We start from the raw sequence: 22,763 nt of genomic DNA, 5'->3' as shown, positions 1-22,763 counted from the left end.
ACAGTTACAAATCGTCTCCCATAGTAGGCAGTTTTAAGCAGCTTCTCCACGATTCGCGCAACTGCTGGATACGAAAACGCCGTCAGGACAATACTGGGAGGGAATAGTGGCTACCGAAGGACGGACCAATGACGATCTCCGCAGACCACACCGCGCCGGACACCACCAGCACCGAAGCGCCAGAGAACGCGCTCACGGAAGCTGTGAAGAAGTTCGGCATCACGGTGGAGGACTACATGCTCCCCGCCCGGCACCAGATCCAGATGGTGGACCCGGACGGCCGGCTCATCCCCGAAGGTGAGCAGGGCACCCAGCCCGGCCACGAATACCCCGTGCCCGGCGATGCTGAACTGCTGGCAGCGTACGAACAGCTCGTCGTCGGCCGCCGCGTCAACGACCAGAACTCCGCCCTGGTCCGTCAGGGCCGCATGGCCGTGTACCCGTCCAGCCACGGCCAGGAAGCCTGCCAGGTAGCCGCGGCCCTGTGCCTCTCCGGCCACGACTGGATGTTCCCCACCTACCGCGACGCCGTGGCCGTGATGGCCCGCGGCGTGGACCCGGTCCAGGTGATGACCATCTTCCGCGGCGACTGGCACGGCGGCTACGATCCCCTCGAAAACAAGGTGGGCATCCAGTGCACGCCGCTGACCACCCAGCTGCTGCACGCCGTCGGCGTTGCGCACGCGGCCAAGCTCCGCGGCGAGGACACCGTGGTGCTGGCCATGTGCGGCGACGGCGCCACCAGTGAAGGCGACTTCCACGAAGCCCTGAACTTCGCCGCGGTGTTCCACCTGCCGGTGATCTTTTTCGTGCAGAACAACAAGTACGCCATCTCGGTGCCGCTGGCGCACCAGTCCGTGGCGCCGTCGCTCGCGCACAAGGCCGTGGGCTACGGCATGGCCGGTGAACGCGTGGACGGCAACGACGTCGTGGCGCTCCTGGCCGTCCTGGACCGCGCGGTGAAGCTGGCCCGCGAAGGCTCCGGCCCCCTGCTGGTGGAGGCCAACACCTACCGCATGCAGGCCCACACGAACGCCGACGATGACACCCGCTACCGGGAAAGCACCGAGGTGGCGGAGTGGCGGGCCAAGGACCCGGTCAACAGGATGCGCACCTACCTGACGGGGCGCGGGCTGTTGGACGACGACGGCGAGGCCCGGATCCGTGAGCACGCTGAGGCGGTTGCCGCGCAGCTCCGCGAGGGCCTGGGCGAGGATGTGCCCGTGGACCCACAGGAGCTTTTCCGGCATGTCTTCGCTGTAAAGACGCCCCAGTTGAAGGAACAGTCCGCCATGCTCGCCGACGAGCTGGCCCGCGACGCCGCAGCTACTGATTCGAAGGAGGCCGGCAAGTGAGCCCCACCATCACCACCTCGTCCGAGGCCAATGGCAACGTGTCCGCCGCCACCGCCCGCGCGGCAGCGTCAGCCGCGGCGTCCGCCGAAGCCGCCGGGCCGCAGCCGGTCACCATGGCGAAGGCGCTGAACACCGCGCTCGCCGACGCCATGTCCGCCGACTCTTCCGTCCTGGTGTTCGGCGAGGACGTCGGCATGCTGGGCGGCGTCTTCCGCATCACCGACGGCCTCACCGCCACGTTCGGCGAGCAGCGCTGCTTCGACACCCCGCTGGCCGAATCCGGCATCGTCGGCATGGCCGTGGGCATGGCCATCAACGGCATGCGCCCCGTCATCGAGATGCAGTTCGACGCGTTCGCGTACCCGGCGTTCGAGCAGATCGTGAGCCACGTGGCCAAGATGCACAACCGCACCCGCGGCGCCGTGAAGCTTCCCCTGGTGATCCGCATCCCGTACGGCGGCGGCATCGGGGGAGTGGAGCACCACTGCGACTCCTCCGAGTCCTACTACGCCCACACCGCCGGCCTGAAGGTCTACACCCCGGCCACCGTGGCGGACGGCTACCGCATGCTCCGCGAAGCCATCGACTCCGACGATCCGGTGGTCTTCATGGAGCCCAAGAAGATGTACTGGACCAAGGACTCGGTGGACCTGTCGGAGCTGCGGCGCCTCCATGAGGAAGGCACGACGGCGGGACGTGGCACCGAGGGGCGTGCCGCCGTCGCGCGTCCGGGCACCGACGCCACGCTGATTGCGTACGGTCCGTCCGTCCCCACCGCATTGGCGGCCGCCGAGGCGGCGGCGCTGGAGGGCCGTTCGCTGGAGGTGATCGACGTGCGGACGATTGTTCCGTTCGACGATGAGACCGTGTGCGAATCTGTCCGGAAGACGGGCCGGGCCGTGGTCATCGCCGAGGCGCACAGCTTCGCGTCCGTGTCCTCCGAGATCGTGGCCCGGGTACAGGAGCGCTGCTTCCACTACCTGGCCGCACCGATCCGCCGCGTCACCGGGTTCGATGTCCCGTACCCCGCGCCCAAACTCGAGAAGTACTACCTGCCCGGCGTGGACCGCATCCTCGACGCCGTTGACGACCTTCAGTGGGAGAACTGACCATGATCGAACCACGCGTGTTTTTGCTGCCCGACCTGGGCGAGGGCCTCACTGAAGCCGAGCTGGTTTCCTGGCATGTTGCCGTTGGTGACGAGATTGCCGTTGACCAGCCGATCGCCGAGGTGGAGACCGCCAAGTCCGCCGTAGAGGTGCCGTCGCCGTATGCCGGGATCGTGGCCGAGCTGCACGGCCGGCCGGGGGAGACCATCGACGTGGGGAAGCCTCTGATCTCGGTGACGCCCCTTGGATCTGCTTCGGTGGCCGCCGCGGATGATGCCGCCCCTTCGCCGACGCAGCCCGAGGTGGAACCCGCTGAAACTGAGCTGGGCGGCTCCGTGGCTGAGCCTGCAGCGTCCCATCCGGAGGCCGAGGCCTACCGCGAGGAGGAGAAGGCCGGGTCGGGGAATGTGTTGATCGGTTATGGCACTCCTGGCGGCCATGGTCAGGCGCGGCGTACCCGTGCCCCGAAGACCGCCGTCGCGCTTGCTGAACCCGCCGAGGCCAAGCCCGCCGAGGACGATCCCACGCTGCTCCGCACCCGGGTGCCCGGCAAGCTCGGCGCCGTGATCTCGCCGCTGGTCCGGCGCATGGCCCGCGAGCACGGCGTTGACCTCGGCGACATCTCCGGATCGGGAGACAGCGGGCTGATCATGCGCCGCGACGTCGAGGCCGCACTGCGGACAGCTGCGCCGGCGGCTGAGCCTGACGAAGCTGAGCCGGAAGCCAAGCGGGTTGAAGCGCCGGAGCGTCCTGCCGAATCCCGCGAGGGGCGCGATGCCCGCACCGGGCTCGCCATCGCCGCCCGGACACCGGTCCGCGGCGTCCGGAAGACGGTCGCCACCAACATGGCCCGCAGCCGGTCCGAAATTCCCGAGGCCACCGTGTGGGTGGACGTGGACGCCACGGCTCTGGTGGAACTGCGCCAAGCGCTCAAGGCCAACGGCGGAGAGGTTCCCGGCCTGCTCGCGTTCATTGCCCGGTTCGTTACCGCGGGGCTGAAGAAGTACCCGGAACTGAACACGCGGATCGAAACCGCGGACGACGGGTCGCAGGAGATCGTCGCATTCGACGGCATCAACCTGGGATTCGCCGCGCAGACCGACCGCGGCCTGGTGGTGCCGTCCGTGCGCGGTGCCGAGAAGCTCACTGCCCGGGAGCTGGACGCGGAAATCCGCCGGCTCACCCAGGTAGCCCGGGATGGCAAGGCGACCCCGGCTGAGCTGGGCGGCGGAACGTTCACCCTGAACAACTACGGCGTGTTCGGCGTCGACGGTTCGGCGGCGATCATCAACCACCCGGAGGTGGGGATCCTCGGCGTGGGCCGGATCATCGACAAGCCGTGGGTGGTGAACGGGGCGTTGGCCGTCCGCAAGGTCACCGAGCTGACCCTGACATTCGACCACCGGGTCTGCGACGGCGGCACGGCCGGCGGCTTCCTCCGCTTCGTGGCGGACGCCATCGAAAACCCCACGTCCCTCCTGGCGGATATCTAGCCCGCCAACCACTCGCATAGTGGGCGTACGACGGCGGCCGCATACCGCCGTCGTACGCTTCACCTCTGCCGGTGCCAGTCTGCGCGTGCAGGGACCTCCCAGCTCCATCAACCTAGGATGGTCCCCATGAAGGCTGCCCGAGACGCCAACTCCGTTGCCGTGGTGATCAATGCCGGCGCGCGCCGGGCGGCGCTACCCGACCTGGCGGTGGAGAAGCTGCAAAAGGCCGGGTTGCCCATTTCCTCTGTGCATCACGTCCGGCAGGGCAGCGAACTGCCGGGGACACTCAAGCGGGTGGTGGCGGGCGGCCACGACATGGTGGTCGTGGGCGGTGGGGACGGCACGGTGTCCTTCGCCGCCGGCCAGCTGGCGGGGACGGGAACAGTGCTCGGGATTCTTCCGCTGGGAACAGCAAACGACCTTGCCCGCACCCTGGAAATTCCGGGCGGCCTGGACGCCGCGTGCACTGCGCTCGCAGACGGGAAGGTAGTGGATATTGACCTGGGGCGGGCGAACGGCTGGCCTTTCCTCAACGTTGCGTCGGTGGGGCTTTCGGTTGGAGTTACGGAAAGGCTCAGTCCCCGCCTGAAGCGGTACCTGGGACCAATGGCGTACGGGGTTGCCGCCGTACGCGCCTATTCCCGGCACAAGCCCTTCCGCGCCCGGCTCGAATTCCCGGATGGCGACCATGGAACGCTCGAGCTGCCGGATGTGCTGCAGGTGGCCGTCGGCAACGGCAGGCATTACGGGGGCGGCAACGCGGTTTCGCCGACGGCAGGCATAGACGACCACATCCTGGACGTGTACGCCATTCCCGGGGCGCCGCTCCGGGAACATGTGCGGATCGCTCGACTGCTCAAAGATGGCAGCTTTGTGGAGCGCGACGGCGTGTACCACCTGACCACCCGGCACGTCCGGCTGGTGACGCAGCCATCCCTGCCGGTTAACCTCGACGGCGAAATCGCCACGGCTACTCCCGCCGACTTCACCATCGAGCGCAATGCCGTGCATGTGGTGGTGCCGCGGGCAAGCAACGCTGCGGTGCTCGACGGATAGCGCCTGAACAGTAACCGCTTAGACGGCGAAGCGGAGGGCAAGCACCAAGCCGATCAGCGCAACCACTCCAGCCAGCAGCATCGCGGCCCTGGGGTTCCCGAAGTTCAATGTCCATCCAATGCCGAACCGGCGCGGCACCAGCAGCACCGGATCCTCCCGGTTGACGTAGATCAGGCCGCCGCGCCAGTACCTGTCATCGTCGCGGTGCGTCAGGCCCGTGTCCTCCCCATTTTCGCTGCGGTCCCTGTTGTTCCTGGCCAGGACCGCTACGGTTGCCGCCACGGAGGCCAGGACCGGGATCACGATCACCAGCGGCGCCCACCGGGTCACCGTTCCGGTCCACATCAGCAGCGACGATCCCAACAAGCCCAGATCGATCATGGCCACCAGTCCGAGCAGGGCCTTGGCGCCAAGCGACATGTAGTGCCGGGCCCAGCGCGAGGATCCCATCGGGCGGGCGGGGTCAAGGTCGGGCCTGCTGCGGACGATGCCCGCCGCAATGCCCGCCAGGAATGCTGTGAGGCCCAGCTGCAGGAAGACCAGGGAAAAGGCCGAGCCCACCGACTTCGCTTCCACCCTGTTGGGGACACCGTTGGCGCCAAAGTGCACGGCGAGGGTCTGGGGCATGGACGGGTACATCAGGATGCCAATTACGGCGGTGGAGGCCGTGATGACCGCGGCCGGTGCCAACCAGAGCCAGGGGAACCGCGGGGGATTGGTCCTTAGTTCCGTGTCCACGGCGATGCCCTGGTGCAGACCTTCGAACCAGCCGCCGGCAAGCTTCGCTGCCCGGATCTCCTGGTGGGCCAGAAAGAAGCAGCCGTACCAGGTGGCCACCAGCACCAGTACCGACAACGGCAGCAGCAGGGGTTGCCCGGTCACCGCCACGCTGACCACGCCGGCTGCCGCAATGATGCCCCCGCAGATCAGGACGCGCCGCCGGTACAAGTGCGCCTGCCCGGTGATGACCGGATCGGCGGCATACCGGGACGGGATCCGGACTCCGAAGGGGATGGTGTTGCTGGTGACGGACGGCAGCAGCAATGCCAGCAGGAGAACCAGCCCCAGCAGTACAAAGCCCAGAACGGCGGAAACAATCATCGCGTGTCCTCCTGATCCGCGGCACCAAATGAATCGAGCAGGGTCCGGCAGGCCTGGAGCACGTCGTCGGCGGGCATTCCGCGGGCCACGGCCTCCGCCAGGAGCGTCCTGGCCCTCGCGGTCCAGTCGGACGGAAGGAGCTGGCCGGTGGCCGCCGCGGTCACTACCGCCCCGGTACCGCGGCTGAGACGGATCAGTCCCTCTTGGCGAAGGAGATCGTAGGCCTTGTTGACTGTGTGGAAGTTGATGCCGAAATCGGCGGCGAGCGTCCGGGTGGGCGGCAGCGGGCTGCCTTCGGTCAGTGCGCCGTGTGCGATTGCTTCCACGATCTGGTCCCGGATCTGCTGGTAGATCGGCACATCAGCAGCCAGGTCGACGTTGAGGATCAACGACCCTTCACCTTCCTACCTTTGTTCTATTAGTTATAGAACAAAGGAGCCGCGATCGCCAGACCTCCTTCCCGCGCCCGGCCCAGGCCGCCGCCGTCGTGCTTTATTTTCTTGATTAGGGTCTTTACGCACTGGCAGCAGCTTATTAAAGTGGACAGCGTCATAGTCCGGATGGGCGCCGGGGGCGTCCGGGAAGGGGGATTGCGCATCACCGCTGACCGATACCAGAAGACAAATGACCACTACGTTGAAGGCCCCTCCTAGGAGGGGCCTTCCCTTTGTTGTGCAACGGCCACACCAAGTCACTGGGGGATGTGGTCAAACCTCTGGTAGATCCGCCAGGTGTGGCCGGACGCGGCGTCGGTGACCGTGTCAGTCTGTGCGGAGCCGAACTCCTCCGGCTGCAGCTGTTGGCCGATCGGGGTGCTCCGGTCAAGGACGACGAGCTGGAAGTAGTTGTCCTCCAGCGCGTGCTGGTAGGCCTCGAGCCCCTGGAAGACCCTGTCGCCTTCATCGGGGTCGTCGTAAAAGAACGAACCGTCGTACGTCGCCGTCCACTGCCAGGGTCCGGTCTTGTCCTTCAGCGAATACATCAACGGCTCAGGGACTTCAGCGAGCGTGCGGATCCAGGGCATGGAGTCCACGGCGAACTCGACCGTGTTGTGCAGGGGAGTGGTGGCAGGCCACACGTGGAACAGCTTCTCGGACTGCATCAGTCCCGTCACCAGCACGGTGTAGCATGCCGCCGCAACGAGCAGAACGGTGACCTTCCGCCCGGTGCGTACCAGGGCCGATAGCACTGCCCCGGCCAGCGGGGCACCGAAAATGATGCCGAGGGTGAGGTGCTTGTGCAGGGACACGGCCTCGCCCATCCAGATCTGGTAGCCGGTGGCCGCGATGGTACCGGCAAGCATCAGCACCGCGAGGACCGGTTGGCGGCGCATCAGGTAGATGGCGCCGGCGATCATGAGGGCGAAGGTGAGACCGGCCCATACCCCCACCTGGCTGACCAGCGTGAGGACAGAAGTCTGGTGCACCATGGCGGCCCGGTCCGTGGTGGTCTTCTGGAGGCCCGCCAGCAGCGCCGACCCCCAGGTCAGCGCCGAGCCCACCAGCAGGACCAGCGCGGTGAGCCCGGCCACCGCGCCGCGGGCCACCGCCCTCGCCCGGGTGGAGCGGACCGCCCACCCCACGACCAGGGTCAGCAGCATGACGAACGGGACGTCGATGGCCGAGGAGTATTTCAGCAGCACGGCCAGGGAGCAGAGGACCCCGATGGGCACGCCCCACACAATGGAGCGGTTGCGCTTGCTGGACCAGATGCTGAGCGCGGCTGCCCAGGCGATGAGGGCGAAGCTGGGGGCGTCGAAGGTGGCGAAGTTGGACAGGAAGATGACCGGCGCAGAGAGGGCGAAGACGAAAGCGGCGAAGATGCCCGCGGTGCGTGGCCGGGCGTGGTGGTCGAACAGTACGTTTGTGCCCCAGTAGACCGCCGCCGTAGCGCTGAGCATGCAGACCGTGGAGAACAAACGGGCCAAGGCCAGGCCGCCGAGCCGGTCCAGCAGTGCACCCAGCACCGGGTAGAGCATGGGTGCACCGGAGAAGAATGACTCCGGATGCGTGTACACCACCACGTGCGGATCCGCCCAGGACTTCAGGATCCAGTCGCCGGTGTACAAATACAGCGCTTCGTCCTGGAAAGCGGTGTTGCTGAGCCGGAGCGCCGAGACCGCCTGCACCAAAAGGATCAGGGCGATGGGAATGCGCCGGATGTACTTGTCCGCGCTGGGCCGTTTGGCGGCCGGAAGGAACGACTCCAGCGCCGCCCGCCACGTGGGACGGGCGGCGACGCCCGTGCTCATGCGCTCTCCGCCATTGCCACAACGGCTGGTTCGGCTGCGGCGGAGCGTCCCCGGCCCATCGCCAGGATCCCCACCGGAACGAACACGTAGGACGAGAGCGCGAAGAGGACAATGGCGGCCCAGAACTGCTCGATCCCGTATTGGTTGACCCCCAGGCACAAACCCACCAGAGTCAGAGCCTGGGTGGCCAGGATGTATGGACCCATGAAGGACCTTACCCGCCGGGCGACGGGGATCTGCGCCGATGCGCTGCCGGTGGGCACCCATTCCGACACCAGGCCCCGGAACATATCGGCGATGCAGAAGAGGTGGGCGAAACCATAAATGGTTTGGACGCGCAGCACGTCCAGCCGCCAGCGGCCCAGGGAAACCACCGGCAGCACGATCAGCCACTGCACAATCGCGCCCAGCAGGGGCAGGGAGTTGAGCGGCGTGATGTTCGCCGGGAAAAAGAACGCCATGACGATCAACGGAATGGGTGCGAGAAGCGCAAGCATCGCCGTACTCATGTAATACAGGAAACCTGACCAAAAGCTCATCCGCTGGGGCAGCGTCAGCGACGGGGTGTCGTGGAATGAATCCGCCGCCACGAGCGACATCGATCCCTCACACCAGCGGTACTGCTGGGAAATAAACGAATCGATATCTGTAGGGCACTGGCCCCGGGAGAGCAGCACCGGCACATACTTGAGCTGGTACCCCTGCTCCTTCATGTGGAGGCCGGTGTAGACGTCCTCGCTGTGGCCGATCTGCGGGAAACCTCCGATGGCCTCCAGCGCCTGGCGGCGGTAAACGGCTGATGTGCCCACGCAGATCGCCCCGCCCACCGCATCCCGCGAGGGCTGGATGAAGCGGTAGAACATCTCCTGGGTGGCTCCGGCACACCGCTCCAGCCAGGACATCGACTTGTGGGTGTAGAAGTGTTGCGGGCTCTGCACGATGCCCACCGTGGGATCGTCCAGGTACGGCACGAGCTCCAGCAGGAAGTCCGGCCGGGGCACGAAGTCCGCATCGAAGATCACCACGTGATCGCCGGACGTGCGCTCGAAGGCGTGCTGAAGGTTCTCGGCCTTCTTGAAGGCGTTGCCCGGCCGGGCCACGTAGCCAAAACCGCTCCCAACGGCGAGTTCACGCACTTCCTCGCGCCCGGCGTCGTCCAGTACATGGACCCGGAGCACACCCGGCCACTGCAGGCTCCGGACGTGGTGCGCGGTGTTGGCCAGCACCTCCAGATCTTCCCCGCAGGTGGGAATGAAGACGTCGACACTCGGCACCTGGGTGGGTTCCCACAATTCGACGGTGGCCGCGTGGTCAGCCATTGAAATGCGCCGGCGGTAGGTGGAGGTCCGCAGGCTCAGGCACTGTTCGGTGACCAGCAGGACGAGTGGCAGAAGGAAGACCAGCGTCCAGTCGGACTGGATGGCCAGGCCGACGAAGCTGACCGCAAAACCGGCCATGGCCAGCGCAGACAGCCAGAACACCCAGCGGTGCTGCGGCGTGCGCAGATAGGAGTATTTCTCCCCGTCCTGGGGCGGCATGAGCCATGCCAAGCCGGTCCGGCTGGGGACGATGGTGGGGCTGTCTGCCGCATTTCCGAGGGCTGGTGGGCCGCCGGGCCGCAGCCGTTGCACGTCAAAAAACATGGTTGCTCCCGATGAGTCGCAGTCTTCGCTTCCAGGCTGGTGTGCTGCGATGGCGACTTCTAGTTCCAGTGTTGCTACCTTGGCGGTGAAGTCAGCCTAGGTTGCGGTCTGCAGGCCTCGATACAAGAGGTGGTACCTGTCTTTTCGGCCGCGAGGCGCCATAGAACTACTTGGACTACTGGCAAAAGCGGACGCGGGAGCGGACCTTCAGATGCGCGGCCGTCACTCGCCCAACGCGCTCAACCGGCCAGTGAGGAACCGGCGCTCAGCGTCGTTGTCCGTGAGGATCAGCGCCTCCTCGAACGCCACCCGTGCCTCTTCCGGGCGGCCAAGCCGGACCAGGAAATCCCCGCGTGCGGCAGCCAGATACGGGTAGCGGGCCAACTGCGGGTCGCCACCCAGGACGTCAAGTTCCGCCAGGCCTTCCGCGTAACCCACCGCGAAGCCCAGGGCGATGGCGCGGTTGAGCCGGACCACCGGGGACGGCCACCTGTCCATGAGCAGGTCGTAGAGACCCAGGATTTCCTGCCAGTCGGTGTCCAGCCAGGACGGGCTCTCGTCATGCACGGCTGCGATCGCCGCCATGAGGGCGAAACGCCCCGGAGGCCGTCCGGCAAGTGATTCCCGCAGGAGCGCCACGCCTTCCGCGATGGCCTGCCGGTCCCACTTGGACCGGTCCTGGTTCTCCAGGAGAACCACCTCATGCCGGTCATCGACCCGGGCGTCCCTGCGGGCCCCGGTGAGCAGGACCAGGGCCAGGAGTCCGGCCACGTCGCGGTCTCCGGGAAGCAGGACGCGCAGCATCCTGGCCAGTTCCAGCCCGCGGTCGGCGAGGTCCCGGCGCATCAGGCCAGCGCCCGACGGGGCGGTGTGCCCGGTGGTGTACACCAGGTACACCACCGACAGCACGCCATCCAACCGCCCGGGCAGCTCGGCTGCCGGCGGCACCCGGTACGGGATATTGGCCGCCGCGATCTTCTTCTTTGCACGGGTGATGCGGGCCGCCATCGTGGCGTCGGGGACGAGGAACGCCCGTGCCACCTCCGCCGTGGACAGCCCGCACAGCAGCCGCAGCGTCAGGGCCACCCGGGCGTCGAGTGCCAGGGCTGGATGGCAGCAGGTGAAGATGAGCCGGAGCCGGTCGTCGGTGACCTCTTCGGGCGCCATGTCCGGCAGGCCGCCGTCGTCATCCTCCCGCCCAAGCAGCTTGGGCAGCGCCCGTTGCGCCGTCGCAGCACGCCGCTGCATGTCCAGTGCCCGCCGTCGTGCCGCCACCGTGAGCCACGCCCCCGGGTTCCGGGGAATGCCGCTCGTGCCCCAGGTGGCCAACGCGCTGGCGTACGCCTCCTGGACGGCTTCCTCGGCGGCATCGATGCTGCCGGCAGCACGGACGGTGGCCGCCAGGACGAAGGCCCATTCACGGCGGTGCGCGTCAGCGACCGCCGCGGCAACCTCCGGGCTGGCGGCCTCCGGCATCAGTTCGCCACCCGTACGGGCCACACCTCAACTCCGACGCCGGCCGGAACTTCCTTGGCGATCTCAAGCGCCTCATCGAGGTCAGCTGCCTCGATGAGGTAGTAGCCGCCCAGGGTTTCCTTCGACTCGGCGAACGGGCCGTCCGTGACCAGGAACCCGCCGGCCCCGTCGCGGCGGACTGACGTCGCCGTGGAGGAGGGATGCAGGGCCGCGCCGCCGAGCAGGGACGTGCCGTGCCGTTGCTGGAACTCCTGATAGCTGGCGCTGATGGATTCCCCTTCGGCCTGCCGGGCCACGGCCTCGTCCTGGTAGATCAGGATCAAATACTTGGACATGTCATGCTCCTTTGCCGTTTGTGCAGAGCCCCTTCACCGGGCTCCTACCCATACGACGTGCACGGGACGCACAAATCGACAACAGCACGCAAAGTCTCCCCGCATTTCCAAGGTACCTCGCCGTGGGGGCCTTGCCGCAAGGCCCCCGTCCGGCCGCATACTGGCCGTCGAACAGAAGGGGGACGGTATGCATGATGCTGTGATTGTGGGCTGCGGGCCCACGGGGTTGATGCTGGCGGGGGAGCTCCGGCTGGCGGGAGTGGACGCCGTTGTCCTGGAGCGCCGGACCTCCCAGAAGCTGGCCGGCTCGCGCGGGGGCGGAATCCATTCGCGCAGCATTGAGCTGCTGGACCAGCGCGGCATCGCTGAGCGCTTCCTCGCCGCGGGGAAGACTGTCCAGACGGCCTCCTTCGGCAACACACAGCTGGACCTGGGCGGACTGCCCACGCGCCACCCCTACACGCTGGCGCTGTTCCAGAACCACATCGAGCGGCTGCTGCTGGAGTGGGTAGAGGAGGAGCTGGGCGTGGAGATCCGGCGCGGCGTGGAAGTCATCGGAGTTTCGGCGGACGACGACGGCGTGGAGGTCCAGCTTGCCGCCGGCGGGCCTGTGCGTGCCCGCTACGTCGTGGGTGCGGACGGCGGGCGCAGCATGGTGCGGCGGGCGGCGGGCATTCCGATGGTCGGTCCGGACGCGACGCGGAGCAGCCTGATCGCGGAGGTGGAGGTGGCGGGGGAGCCCGTCCAGCAGGGGAAGGTGGACGGACGCGGTATTCATGGGCTGTACCCGATGGGTGGCGGCCTGGTCCGGGTGGTGGTGACCGAAGCCTCCCTCGGCCCGGCCACCGAGCCCACCCTGGCGGAGCTGCGCCAGGCACTGACGGACGCGTTCGGCACCGACTTCGGGGTCCACAGCCCCACGTGGCTGTCGCGCTTCACGGACGCCACCCGGCAAGCGGAGTCCTACCGGAAGGGCCGGGTGCTGCTGGCCGGTGATGCCGCCCACGTCCATTCACCCACGGGCGGGCTGGGCATCGGCCTGGGGCTGCAGGACGCCGTCAACCTGGGCTGGAAGCTGGGGCAGGTGCTGCAGGGCATCTCCGGCGCCGGGCTGCTGGACACCTACCACGCGGAGCGCCACCCGGCGGGGGAGCGGGCGCTCAAGTACACCATGGCCCAGTCCCTCTTCCAGAAGTCCGATCCGCGGCAGGAAGCCCTGCGCGACCTGCTCGGCGAGGTGCTCCGCGTTGACGGTGCAGGAGCACCGATCGCGGCACTCATCACCGGGCTCGATGTCGCCTACGACGTGGGTCCGGGCCACCCGCTGCTGGGCCGCCGGATGCCGGACCTGGACATGGCCACTGGCGCCGGGCCGGCCAGGGTGTACGGGTTACTGCACCGGGGCCGGCCAGTGCTGCTGGATTTCGGTGGCCCGGGGCTGGAACCTGGCGCGTGGGCCGGGTACGTGCAGCACGTCCGGGCAACGTACGACGGCGCGTGGCAGCTTCCCGTGCTGGGCGCGGTTGCCGCACCAACGGCAGTCCTGGTCCGGCCCGACGGCTACGTAGCCTGGGTGGGCGAGGGCTCAGCGGACGGGCTCGCCGAGGCCCTCGGCACGTGGTTCGGCACATTGGGCCGGTGAAGCGTTCATGAGGCTTCCGGCGCCACGGATGCATTAATCGCAGGAAATTGATCAAAAACTGCGGAACCGCCCCCTATTGCCACGCGGCACGCGTTTGTTAGGCTGATCCCCGGGTCAGGCAGGCGGCCCATCTGTTGCCGCTTGAGGAACCCTTTTCCAGCGCCATACCGCCATTTCGGCCGGCTGTTGGCCAACCATTCCCAGGCATGCGACCGTCCGTGAAGCCGACGCGGATGTGGCCCAGGGTATCCAATTTTCGGGGGTGGGCCACATCCCGTCTTACACTCCGGGGACCAGCAGCGTCGCTGGCCCCCGGGCCACGGACTCCTCAGTCGTCGAAGTGGGCCTTCGCATCCTTGGGACCCGAGAAGCGGTTCACCAGTCCCTCGGCGAGCTCGTTGAGCTTTTGGTTCCTGCTGTTGGAGGCGCTGCGGAGGACGTCGAACGCTTCGTCCTTGGTGCATTTGTTTTGCGCCATGATGATCCCGCAAGCCAAGTCGATGACGGTCCTGGTGTCCATCGCGGCTTTCAGGTTATCGGCGCGCTGCTCCGCTGATGCGATCCGCACGGCCAGCCGGAGCGCCTTGCCCGCCATGTCGCCGAACCTCGCCGCGTCGGCGATCGCCCGCTCACTGAAGAGTCCGCTGACAGGAGCAAAGAAATCGAGGACCGCGCCGGCGTCGTTATCCAGTTTCATGGGTACGCCCAGCGAGCTGGCCACGCCCGCGGCGGAAAGCGCCGTGCGGTACTCAGGCCACCGCGGGTCCGAGGACACGTCATCCAGGAGGACAGGAACCCCTGTTTCGAGAGCCTCGATGCAGGGCCCGTCTCCCAGCGATTGTTCAATCCGGTCCAGCACCACGGCCTTGCCGCTGCTGCCGCCGATGGTGGCTGTACGCTTGCGGCGGTGCAGGGTGACGGCACACTCAATGGGCTTTCCCGTGGTGCTGGTCATGGTGGCCGCCGCATATGCGGTGAGATCCTCGAGGACGGATTTGATGTCCTCCATTCCGGCGATGAGGTCCACAAGCTCTTCGAAGTCTTCTGCCATATCCTGGTCCACCATGCCTTCAATGTAGAAGCGGCGGCCAGCCTCCACAAGGGCGCTCCGGACCCTCTCTTGCCAGCCGCCGCCCAGCCGCCGTCCAGCGCAGTTATGGAAACGTTATATATGCTTGCTTAGTGGTTTTGAGGTCAAGCAGCGCAAATTTGTCAGCACCAGCAGGTCCGGCGGCGCCCGGAACAGGGCTCCTCGCCGGGCGCAAGCATGCCCTGGACGGGCTCCGGATTATCGCCGTTGCCGGCGTGTTTTTCTTCCATACGGCAACCGAGTCGATGCCGGGTGGCTCCATCGGCGTGGACGTGTTCTTCACGCTCAGCGGCTTTGTGATCACGCTGCTGATCATGAAGGAACGGATCGCCACCGGCAGGCTGCACCTGGGCATCTTCTACGCCAAGCGCCTGGCCCGCCTCTGGCCGGCGCTATTGGCCCTTTGCGCTGTGATCGTGGCGGCAGGCATCGTGTTTCCCGGCTCAGGCTGGGGCGGGCAGGCAGGGTTCGTCCTACCCGCTGCCGGCTACGTGATGAACCTGGCGCACTTTGGCATGTTCGGCGACTCCATTGCCGGCGAAACCCTGGGCCCCACGTGGACGCTGGCCGTGGAGGAGCAGTTCTACCTGGTGTGGCCGCTGCTGTTGCTGGTGATGCTCCGGTTCTGGAAGGTCCGCACCACAGCCATCGCCACCGTGGCCCTGGCCGCAGGCTTCGTGCTGAACCGGTTCCTGCTGGTCAACGCCGGCCAGCCGCTGGACCGCCTCTACAACGGCCCGGACACCCGGGCCGACGAACTGCTGATCGGCTGCGCGCTGGCGCTGCTGTTCACCGCGGTTCGGCAGGGTTCCCGGCTGCACAACGCCATGGCATCGGTGGCCCGCTGGGGTGCCCCGCTTGCCGGCCTCGCCCTGGTGGCCGCGCTCTTCCTGCTGAAGGAGCCCGATACCCCCAGCGCCTGGTTCAACACATTCTGGACCGTGGGCCCCACGGCGCTCGCGCTGATCTCGGCCGTCTTGATCGGCTCGCTGGTCCTGCAGCCTGCCGGTTTCCTGTCGCGCATCCTCAGCCATCCCTGGCTGGCCCGCCCTGGCCGCGATCTCTCCTACGCCATGTACCTCTGGCACCTGCCGGTTTACCTGCTGCTGATGCCCCTCATCCCGGACCTTCCGCTCCGCATCGCCCTGACCGCAGCCTTCACCGTGCTGCTGGCGTACGCGTCCTTCCGCTTCGTTGAGCGGCCGCTCCGGCTCTGGGCGAACCGGAAGCTGGAGCCCGCCGTCGTGCCTTCCTCCGCCGGCCCTTCCCGGGCATCCGTAGGGGCGTCAGCAGGCTAAGTGCCGCTGGTCCTCTGTCCGCTGCCTGAAAACCCGTCTTTCCTGACGGTTGGCAGGCCCAGGGGCTGTCCGCCGGCAGAAGCGGAAGCGGGACTGGACGCGGAGCAGCCCGGGCAGCAGCCCGTACTTTCTTCCAACGCGTCCACGCGGGGCGGAACAGCGCAGCAGGAGTCCCCGCGCCAGGCGTTGATGCCTTCACGGACGGCAATGGCGGCGATGACCAGTGCTGCTCCGGCGTCGGCCCACCACCAGCCCAGGCTGCTGTTCAAGACCAGGCCCACCAGCAGCACTGCGGAGAGGTACGTGCACAACAGCGTCTGCTTGGAGTCCGCTACAGCCGTCCTGGAGCCAAGTTCCCGCCCGGCACGGCGCTGCGCCCAGGACAGGATGGGCATGATGGCCAGGCTCAATGCCGCAATGATGATGCCCGGCACCGAATGCTGCGCTTCCCCGGCCCCGACCAAGGACCGGATGGCATCCACCGCCACGAAGGCGGCCAGGGCGAAGAAGGAAACGGCGATGATCCGCAGCGTCAGATGCTCGCGCCGCTCGGGGTCCTTGGCGGAGAACTGCCAGGACAGCGCCACGGCGGAGGCCACTTCGATCACGGAATCCAGGCCGAAGCCGATCAGCGCGGAGGAATCAGCCGCGCCGCCGGCCCACAGTGCCACGATGGCCTCAATGATGTTGTAGGTGATGGTGGCTGCTGCCAAGAGCCTGATCCGCCGGGTCAGAATCTGCCGGCGATCCGTGCTGGGTTCAGTAGGTGCCCCGGTCACGCCAGGCACTCCCCGTCAGGCGCGCAGCACGCAGGGTCAACAGCCAGGACAACGTTCAGCAGGTCCTTGATGGCATGACCGATCCGCGCGTCCGCCAGCTCGTACCGGCTCCGCCGCCCATCCGGCACGGCAACCACCAGGCCGCAGCCACGCAGGCAGGTGAGGTGGTTGGACATGCTTTGGCGGGACACCTTCAGGCTGTCCGCCAGGTCCGAGGGATAGGACGGCGATTCTGCAAGAGCCAACAGCACCCGCGCACGGGTGGGGTCCGAGACCGCATAGCCGAAGCGGGCCAGCACGGGCGCATGGGTGAGTGTCTGCATCCTCCCAAAGTACAGCCGTTGCTGTATTCAGGCAAAAATGGATCCCTTGCGTGGGCTGGTTTAGTAGCCGGTGGGGTTGGCTGACTGGCAGGTCTGGTCGCTGCCGGTCTGCGCCACCACGCTGCCGGAGGAGTCAGCGGACGACGGCGGTGCAGCGGGCTTGTCGCCGGTGGCAAAGTCCGTGCCGGCGTACAGCTGCACGCCCTGGATGTTCGCCACCTGCTGGACGCTGGTGGCCGGCAGGCCGAACAGTGCTGCCACATCGGCGGCGACGTCCTCGAACCCGGCGGAGTAATAGACCATGGTCTGGCTCTGCGCCTGGGCCTGCAACTTGGTCAGCTTGGTGAAACCGGCATCCGAGAGAAGCCCGGCAATCGCGTTGCTCCGGCCCGTGACCCCGGTGCCGTTGGCGATGGAGACCGGCTGCAGCGACTTGTCGTAGGCCGGGGCGGCGGGTGTTGCGGGCGTCTCCGTGGGCGCTGCGGGGGCAGGCTGGCTCAGGTCCGGGCTGTTGCGCAGGGCGGCGAAGAAGTTGGACGCCGCGGGTTCATCGAGGGTCAGCCGGTTGGGGTCCTGCGGCGACGGGACCGTGGGGGTGGTGATGAAGTTGATGTTGGCAGGATCGATGTTCTTCAGCCGGTTGGCGATGGTGAGCAGCGACGGTATGGAGGACAAGCCCGAATCGACCGTCAGGTTCTTGGTGATGGTATCGGCGATGGTCAGCGTCTTCTGCGGGTTGCCCAGGGTTCCCTCGGACTTGAGCTTGCGGCTCAGTGAGGCCAGGAAGCCCTGCTGGGCCTGGATGCGGCCCAGGTCCCCGCCGTTGGCGAAGGCGTGCCGGGTGCGCAGGAACGCCAGCGCCTGGTCGCCCTGCACCTGGGACTTGCCGGCGGGCAGCGTCAGGTGCGAATCGGGATCGCTGACGGCGGCGGTGACGCAGACCTCTACGCCGCCCACTGCGTTGGAGAGCTCCTTCACGGCGTTGAAGTCAGCCATCATGAAGTGGTCCACTTCCAGGCCCGTGAGCTTGTTCACCGTGTCCACGGCGCAGCCGATGCCGGCCTGGGCCATGGCGCTGTTGATCATGGCGCTCTTCTGCTCGGGATACTTCTGGTTGGTCTTGGAATCCGTGCACGCGGGCACGTCCACCAGCAGGTCACGGGGGAAACTGATGACGTTGACGTGCTTGTTGTCCGCCGAGATATCCAGCAGCATCATCACGTCTGACTGCCCGTACCCGGAGGACTGGTCCGCCGTGCCGAACTGGCTGTTGTTGCCTTCCCGCGTGTCCGAGCCCAGCACCAAAATCTGCAGACGGTCGGTGCTGTCATTCACGGCGCCCTCGGTGCGCTGGCCGCCGGCGGTCAGCTCCGAGGTGCTGATGTTGGACTGCAGGCGCCAGGCCCAGTAGCCGCCGAACGCCAGGACGCCCAGGAGCAGCACCGACACCAGTGCGGTGACGGCCTTGACCCAGCGCGGGGCACGGCGGAAGGGGCGACGGCGGCGGGAACTGGCGGCGTACAGCTCGCCTTGGCCTGGGTAGGCGGCGGGGCTGGCGGCTTCCTGTTCCGGGCCGGGGGATTTTTTGGAACCGAACACGACAAAATGACCTTCGGGAGGGGACAGGTTTCCGCTACGCTACACGCCCAAGCTGGCAATTCGCCCAGAACACGTGGCCTGGCGGGTGTCCCGGTGCCGTGCGCCGGGCGCAGGGGCGTACTCTTTCTTCTCGGCGGTACCCGCCCTGGAGATGGGCCCGGCCATGGGGGAAGCCCTGGTGTGCAGGCTGAGGAACGGACAGATGAATACAGGACAAAAGCAGCGCGGGACGGGCCGTCCTGCCCGGCGCGGGTTGGGCAAACTGGCGGTGTGGCTGGAGGACGACTCTCCGGGACACCTCCGGCCGCTGATCCTGGCGGTGGTCCTCACGCTCTCGGCGATCGGACTCGTGGAGGTGGCCTCGGCGTCGTCCGTGGAATCGGTGGCGGCAGGAAACAATCCGTACGATCTTCCCCTGAAGCAGGCCATGTGGACCGTGGCCGGCGTGGCGATCATGCTGGTGCTGGCGCGCATGTCCGTGCGGCGGATCCGTTGGCTGGGCTGGCCGCTGCTGATCGGTTCCCTGTTTGCCCTGCTGCTGGTGTTCACGCCGCTGGGCATGTCCGTGAATGGCAACCGGAACTGGCTGAGCGTGGGAGGCTTTACCGCGCAGCCGTCCGAGTTCGCCAAGCTGTCGCTGATTGTTTGGGGTGCCGGGATCCTGGACCGGAAGCAGGCCCTGCTGGGGCAGTGGAAGCATGCGGTCATCCCGCTGGGACCGGCCGGAGCACTGATTATGGGCGTCGTGGCGCTGGGGCACGACCTTGGCACCACCATGATCATCATGATGATCCTTGCCGCCACCATGTTCTACGGCGGCGTGCGGATGAAGGTGTTCTCCGTGGCCGGCCTGATCTGCGCGGCGGGCGCCCTGGTACTCGCAGCCACCAGCGGCAACAGGATGGGCCGGATCTCCTCCTGGCTGGGCATGGGCTCCGACGAGGACGCGCAGGGCATGGGCTACCAGGCGCAGCACGGCGCCTACGCCCTGGCCTCCGGCAGCTGGTTCGGCGTGGGCCTGGGGCAGAGCCGGCAGAAATGGAACTGGATCCCGGAAGCCCACAACGACTTCATCTTCTCAATCCTCGGCGAGGAACTGGGCCTGGCCGGTTCGCTCCTGGTGCTGGGCCTGTTCGCCATCCTGGCCATTGCCGTGTTCAAGACCATTGCCCGCACCACGGACACGTTCTCGAGGACCGTGGCCTGCAGCGTGATCACGTGGATCCTGGGCCAGGCCGTGATCAACATCGCCATGGTCAGCGGGCTGCTGCCCGTGATCGGCGTGCCGCTTCCGTTCATCTCCTACGGCGGTTCAGCCATGGTCTCCTCCCTGGCCGGGATTGGGGTGATCCTTGCCGTGACCCGTCCGGAAGGAACTGTTCCCCCCGTGCGCCGCGGCGCCCGCCTGGGCCGGGCCCGCTCGCGCGGTGCCAGGCAGAACGGTGCCGGACAGAACCGTGGCGGGCAGAATGGTGCCGTGGCTGATCGTGCGGTGAAGCAGGTCCGGGAGCATGCCCACCAGCGCTAGTGCCGCCGGGAGCGTTCCCGCGGCGCCCATGACCGCCATCCGCTTCATCCTGGCCTTCGGGATCATCAGCGCGCTGATGGACATGGTGTACGAGGGCGCACGGAGTGTTACCGGCCCGTTCCTCGGTGCGCTGGGCGCGTCCGCACTCCTGGTCAGCGTGGTCACCGGCGCCGGGGAGGCTGTGGCCCTGGTCCTTCGCCTGGTGTTCGGGCGGCTGGCGGACAGGCCCGGGCTGCGGTGGGCACTGGCGATCAGCGGGTACGCGCTGACGGCCGTGTCCGTGCCGTTGCTGGGACTCACTGACGCGCTCTGGGTTGCCTGCCTCCTGGTCCTGGCGGAACGGCTGGGCAAGGCCGTCCGGAGCCCGGCGAAGGACACCATGCTGGCCGAGGCAGGTTCGGCGCTGGGCCAGGGCAAGGCGTTCGCACTGCACGAGGCGCTGGACCAGGTGGGAGCGCTGCTGGGGCCGCTGCTGGTGGGGGTGGCCCTGGCGTTGTCGGGCAGTTATGGTCCGGGGTTCCTGCTGCTTGCTGTTCCAGGCCTGGCGGCCATGCTGATTCTCTTCCGGCTGCGGCGAAGGGTCCCGGATCCGGCCGTTTACGAGGCGGCGGACGCATCACCGGCCACCGCGCTCCCTGCTCCTGGCGGACCCGGTCCCGCTTCCGTGAAGGCTGTTCCCATGCCCCGGCAGTACTGGCTGTATGCCGCGTTCAGCAGCCTGACCATGTTCGGCTATGCAACGTTCGGGCTGTTGTCCTTCCACCTGGTGGCCACCGGGCTCCTCCCGCCGGCGGTGGTCCCTGTCCTCTACGCCGCGGCCATGGGGGTGGACGCCGTGGCCGCCCTGGCCTCCGGTTGGCTCTTTGACCGGGTGGGGCTGAAAGTCCTTCTGGTCCTGCCCGTCCTGGCGGCTGCGGTGCCGTGGCTGGGCTTCAGCAACAACACGGCGCTCGCGGTCACGGGCGTGCTGGTGTGGGGAGCGGCCATGGGCGTCCAGGAAAGCACCATGCGGGCAGGCGTGGCGGGCCTGGCCCCGGCGGCACGGCGGGGGAGTGCCTATGGAATGTTCACTGCGTGCTACGGCCTCGCCTGGCTGGCCGGGAGCTTCCTCATCGGTGTGCTGTACGAGTACTCAATCCCTGCCCTGGCCATCACCGTCACGGCAGTGCAGGCAGCCGCCATGGTGATCTTCGCCGTCGTCCGTCCTCATGCCGTGCGCCCCGGGCTGCAGTCTTCGGGGAACGAACCTTCCTAGGCGACCGCTCCGGCGACCTCGGGGCATTCAGCGCAGCGGACGTCCGCAACCAGGGAACCGGCGTCGTCCTTTTGGAAGTGGGTGACGTGATTGGTGGTCCTGCCGCAGGTGGGGCAGAAGCTCTGGCTTTGTTTAGTCCACATGCATGAATAATACGGAACACCGTGATAAAGGAAAGATTGCCCACCTAAACCATGTGGATTTCCGCATGCCCGTGACCGGATCTTGACCAAAGCTGCTGGCGATTCTTCAGCGAACACTGAGTTTCGCCGCGTAGTTTGGGCGCATCAGGCAGTACGGAGGCAGGACGGAAGGAGCGCAGGACAATGACCATCACAGATTACATCGTGGCTCTCGGCGGCATGCTGGCTTCACTCGGATGTGCAGGACTCGTGGCGGCCGGACTTATCAAGGCGCGGTCGCGGCACCAGGCATAACTCCCGCGGACAACAAGGAAGCTCGCTGCAGTTCCTAGGCAATCGCCGGGGGTTCGAAACGGGTTCTGGGCGCACCACTGGGCATCGCCTTCAGGATGCCGTCTGCCACGCTGCGCACCTTCAGGTTGCGGTTCCGTGAGGTACCGGCGAGCCTGCTGAAGGCTTCGGCGTAGGAGCAGCGGTTTTGCGCCATCAGCACGCCGCAGGCAACGTCGATGCTGGTCCTGCTCTCCAGTACCTGCTTGAGGTTGTCACCCGCACGGATCACGCCGTGCACGTCGAGGGCCAGTTTCAGGCTCTGCGATGCCACATCGCCGAACCATGACGCGTCAGCGAGGATCCTGGCGGGGAAACCGTAGTCGGGTGGGCCCAGGAAAACCAGGGCCGCGGACGAGCCGGGCTGTAGTTCCAAGGGGAGGGCAAGGGCTGCGCCGAGGCCGTGCTCCAGTAACCGCTTCCGGTAGGCCTGCCAGCGTGCGCCTGCCTGGCCGATCACTGTCGGAGCGGCCAAGGCGGAGCCCAGTGCCGTGGGGCCGTCCACGTGCTCGTCCTCCGAGGCTGCAAGGGCGGCGGTGCCCGCCGTGCTTCCGGCCGTGACGGTACAGGACCGTTGCCGGTGCAGCACGGCTGCGCACTCAACCGCCGTGCCCGAAGTGTTGCTCATCCAGCGGGCCGCTGCGCCGGCGAGTTTTTGCAGGGACTCTGCCTCGCCGTCGGCCCCTGTCACTAAATCCAGCAGGAACCCTTGCCGGTCGGGCCCCTTATTATCTGCCGGGCCAAAAGCCACCCTGCACCCCCATCTGCGATTGCCCCGTGGCCGTACTGCCTTGGGGGTTGCACAAAAACCTATTGGGCCCGCGCGGCAGCGGCACGAGTAGCCGGTACTCTACTTTTCCTGCAGGCCCTCCGCGGGTACCCGTTCGGCCGTTGACCCGTGGAGCCACCGCCGCGGCAAGTGGGCTACGATGGGTTTGTTAGACGGCCAAGCAAGTA

General features: G+C 67.2%; 20 protein-coding genes. 8 read left to right on the top strand and 12 right to left on the bottom strand.

Translation table 11 applies throughout. The annotated features are described in order from the left end of the window. Positions 1–128 precede the first annotated feature (128 nt). The 4 genes from AB0280_RS19390 to AB0280_RS19375 all read left to right on the top strand — a co-directional run bounded on the left by AB0280_RS19390 (position 129) and on the right by AB0280_RS19375 (position 5,013). Positions 129–1,355, top strand: a complete 1,227-nt coding sequence (locus AB0280_RS19390) for a thiamine pyrophosphate-dependent dehydrogenase E1 component subunit alpha (RefSeq protein ID WP_366368412.1) — start codon at positions 129–131, stop codon at positions 1,353–1,355. After that, positions 1,352–2,464 carry an alpha-ketoacid dehydrogenase subunit beta gene (locus AB0280_RS19385; protein ID WP_366368410.1) on the top strand — a complete coding sequence of 371 codons (1,113 nt, stop codon included), beginning with the start codon at positions 1,352–1,354 and terminating at the stop codon, positions 2,462–2,464. Before AB0280_RS19390 ends, AB0280_RS19385 begins: the two co-directional genes overlap by 4 nt. A 2-nt stretch (positions 2,465–2,466) precedes the next feature. Further along, positions 2,467–3,957, top strand: coding sequence for a dihydrolipoamide acetyltransferase family protein (locus tag AB0280_RS19380; RefSeq protein WP_366368408.1), 1,491 nt, complete (start codon positions 2,467–2,469; stop codon positions 3,955–3,957). Positions 3,958–4,083: 126 nt separating this feature from the next. Next, complete coding sequence (locus tag AB0280_RS19375; protein ID WP_366368407.1) at positions 4,084–5,013, top strand: lipid kinase; 930 nt, start codon at positions 4,084–4,086, stop codon at positions 5,011–5,013. A gap of 18 nt (positions 5,014–5,031) precedes the next feature. Here AB0280_RS19375 and AB0280_RS19370 read toward each other — a convergent pair whose 3' ends face one another. From AB0280_RS19370 to AB0280_RS19345, 6 genes are all read right to left on the bottom strand, one after another. After that, positions 5,032–6,114, bottom strand: coding sequence for a DUF1648 domain-containing protein (locus tag AB0280_RS19370; protein WP_366368405.1), 1,083 nt, complete (start codon positions 6,112–6,114; stop codon positions 5,032–5,034). Continuing rightward, complete coding sequence (locus tag AB0280_RS19365; protein WP_224026805.1) at positions 6,111–6,503, bottom strand: GntR family transcriptional regulator; 393 nt, start codon at positions 6,501–6,503, stop codon at positions 6,111–6,113. The genes AB0280_RS19370 and AB0280_RS19365 overlap by 4 nt, the downstream gene beginning before the upstream one ends. Before the next feature lie 302 nt (positions 6,504–6,805). Beyond that, entirely contained in the window at positions 6,806–8,365 is a 1,560-nt protein-coding gene (locus tag AB0280_RS19360) for an ArnT family glycosyltransferase (RefSeq protein WP_366368403.1), read from the bottom strand. Further along, positions 8,362–10,008, bottom strand: a complete 1,647-nt coding sequence (locus AB0280_RS19355) for a glycosyltransferase family 2 protein (RefSeq protein ID WP_366368401.1) — start codon at positions 10,006–10,008, stop codon at positions 8,362–8,364. The genes AB0280_RS19360 and AB0280_RS19355 overlap by 4 nt, the downstream gene beginning before the upstream one ends. Before the next feature lie 222 nt (positions 10,009–10,230). Beyond that, the gene (locus AB0280_RS19350; RefSeq protein WP_366368400.1) at positions 10,231–11,508 is read right to left on the bottom strand and encodes an RNA polymerase sigma factor; all 1,278 of its coding nucleotides are present in this window, start codon (positions 11,506–11,508) and stop codon (positions 10,231–10,233) included. Continuing rightward, positions 11,484–11,819, bottom strand: a complete 336-nt coding sequence (locus AB0280_RS19345; protein ID WP_366368399.1) for a YciI family protein — start codon at positions 11,817–11,819, stop codon at positions 11,484–11,486. Before AB0280_RS19345 ends, AB0280_RS19350 begins: the two co-directional genes overlap by 25 nt. 187 nt (positions 11,820–12,006) lie before the next feature. On the opposite strand from AB0280_RS19345, the gene AB0280_RS19340 reads away from it, so the two are divergent. After that, positions 12,007–13,461, top strand: coding sequence for an FAD-dependent monooxygenase (locus AB0280_RS19340; RefSeq protein ID WP_307488828.1), 1,455 nt, complete (start codon positions 12,007–12,009; stop codon positions 13,459–13,461). 328 nt (positions 13,462–13,789) lie between these two features. Here AB0280_RS19340 and AB0280_RS19335 read toward each other — a convergent pair whose 3' ends face one another. Beyond that, positions 13,790–14,527: a GAF and ANTAR domain-containing protein gene (locus AB0280_RS19335; protein WP_366368397.1), complete on the bottom strand. Its 738-nt coding sequence runs from the start codon at positions 14,525–14,527 to the stop codon at positions 13,790–13,792. Between the two features lie 143 nt (positions 14,528–14,670). Between AB0280_RS19335 and AB0280_RS19330 the strand changes: the two genes are divergently transcribed. Continuing rightward, positions 14,671–15,849 carry an acyltransferase family protein gene (locus AB0280_RS19330; RefSeq protein ID WP_366368396.1) on the top strand — a complete coding sequence of 393 codons (1,179 nt, stop codon included), beginning with the start codon at positions 14,671–14,673 and terminating at the stop codon, positions 15,847–15,849. On the opposite strand, the gene AB0280_RS19325 is transcribed toward AB0280_RS19330, so the two are convergent. Genes AB0280_RS19325 through AB0280_RS19315 form a run of 3 tightly spaced genes read right to left on the bottom strand, consistent with a single transcriptional unit; the run spans position 15,846 to position 18,550 of the window. Further along, positions 15,846–16,628 carry a cation diffusion facilitator family transporter gene (locus AB0280_RS19325; RefSeq protein ID WP_366368394.1) on the bottom strand — a complete coding sequence of 261 codons (783 nt, stop codon included), beginning with the start codon at positions 16,626–16,628 and terminating at the stop codon, positions 15,846–15,848. The genes AB0280_RS19330 and AB0280_RS19325 overlap by 4 nt on opposite strands. Further along, entirely contained in the window at positions 16,625–16,951 is a 327-nt protein-coding gene (locus tag AB0280_RS19320; protein ID WP_275179743.1) for an ArsR/SmtB family transcription factor, read from the bottom strand. Before AB0280_RS19320 ends, AB0280_RS19325 begins: the two co-directional genes overlap by 4 nt. 60 nt (positions 16,952–17,011) lie before the next feature. Next, positions 17,012–18,550 (bottom strand): LCP family protein, encoded by a 1,539-nt coding sequence (locus AB0280_RS19315; RefSeq protein ID WP_366368392.1) that lies wholly within the window; start codon positions 18,548–18,550, stop codon positions 17,012–17,014. A 202-nt stretch (positions 18,551–18,752) separates the two neighbouring features. Here AB0280_RS19315 and ftsW point away from each other — a divergent pair, with 202 nt between their 5' ends. Together ftsW and AB0280_RS19305 are read left to right on the top strand one after the other, a co-directional pair. Beyond that, positions 18,753–20,078: a putative lipid II flippase FtsW gene (gene ftsW / locus AB0280_RS19310; RefSeq protein WP_366368390.1), complete on the top strand. Its 1,326-nt coding sequence runs from the start codon at positions 18,753–18,755 to the stop codon at positions 20,076–20,078. Then, a complete protein-coding gene (locus tag AB0280_RS19305) occupies positions 20,062–21,333 on the top strand; it encodes an MFS transporter (protein ID WP_366368389.1) in 1,272 nt (423 codons plus the stop codon). The genes ftsW and AB0280_RS19305 overlap by 17 nt, the downstream gene beginning before the upstream one ends. Here the strand turns inward: AB0280_RS19305 and AB0280_RS19300 are convergent. Then, positions 21,330–21,476: a hypothetical protein gene (locus tag AB0280_RS19300; RefSeq protein ID WP_159631085.1), complete on the bottom strand. Its 147-nt coding sequence runs from the start codon at positions 21,474–21,476 to the stop codon at positions 21,330–21,332. The genes AB0280_RS19305 and AB0280_RS19300 overlap by 4 nt on opposite strands. A gap of 328 nt (positions 21,477–21,804) precedes the next feature. Then, on the bottom strand, positions 21,805–22,497 hold the full coding sequence (locus AB0280_RS19295) for an ANTAR domain-containing protein (RefSeq protein WP_366368387.1): 693 nt from the start codon (positions 22,495–22,497) through the stop codon (positions 21,805–21,807). Between the last annotated feature and the right edge of the window lie 266 nt (positions 22,498–22,763).

The organism is Pseudarthrobacter sp. 902506025 (assembly GCF_040702325.1).
Classification (GTDB): Bacteria; Actinomycetota; Actinomycetes; order Actinomycetales; family Micrococcaceae; genus Arthrobacter.
Note: the sequence above shows the minus strand (reverse complement) of the source record. Positions and strands in the feature narration are given on the sequence as shown.

Excerpts from the sequence above, each read along its gene's own strand:
- AB0280_RS19390 (WP_366368412.1), top strand. The coding sequence starts at position 129 with ATGACGATCTCCGCAGACCACACCGCGCCGGACACCACCAGCACCGAA.
- AB0280_RS19380 (WP_366368408.1), top strand. The coding sequence starts at position 2,467 with ATGATCGAACCACGCGTGTTTTTGCTGCCCGACCTGGGCGAGGGCCTC.
- AB0280_RS19375 (WP_366368407.1), top strand. The coding sequence starts at position 4,084 with ATGAAGGCTGCCCGAGACGCCAACTCCGTTGCCGTGGTGATCAATGCC.
- AB0280_RS19370 (WP_366368405.1), bottom strand. The coding sequence starts at position 6,114 with ATGATTGTTTCCGCCGTTCTGGGCTTTGTACTGCTGGGGCTGGTTCTC.
- AB0280_RS19360 (WP_366368403.1), bottom strand. The coding sequence starts at position 8,365 with ATGAGCACGGGCGTCGCCGCCCGTCCCACGTGGCGGGCGGCGCTGGAG.
- AB0280_RS19355 (WP_366368401.1), bottom strand. The coding sequence starts at position 10,008 with ATGTTTTTTGACGTGCAACGGCTGCGGCCCGGCGGCCCACCAGCCCTC.
- AB0280_RS19345 (WP_366368399.1), bottom strand. The coding sequence starts at position 11,819 with ATGTCCAAGTATTTGATCCTGATCTACCAGGACGAGGCCGTGGCCCGG.
- AB0280_RS19340 (WP_307488828.1), top strand. The coding sequence starts at position 12,007 with ATGCATGATGCTGTGATTGTGGGCTGCGGGCCCACGGGGTTGATGCTG.
- AB0280_RS19335 (WP_366368397.1), bottom strand. The coding sequence starts at position 14,527 with ATGGTGGACCAGGATATGGCAGAAGACTTCGAAGAGCTTGTGGACCTC.
- AB0280_RS19320 (WP_275179743.1), bottom strand. The coding sequence starts at position 16,951 with ATGCAGACACTCACCCATGCGCCCGTGCTGGCCCGCTTCGGCTATGCG.
- ftsW (WP_366368390.1), top strand. The coding sequence starts at position 18,753 with ATGAATACAGGACAAAAGCAGCGCGGGACGGGCCGTCCTGCCCGGCGC.
- AB0280_RS19305 (WP_366368389.1), top strand. The coding sequence starts at position 20,062 with ATGCCCACCAGCGCTAGTGCCGCCGGGAGCGTTCCCGCGGCGCCCATG.
- AB0280_RS19300 (WP_159631085.1), bottom strand. The coding sequence starts at position 21,476 with ATGTGGACTAAACAAAGCCAGAGCTTCTGCCCCACCTGCGGCAGGACC.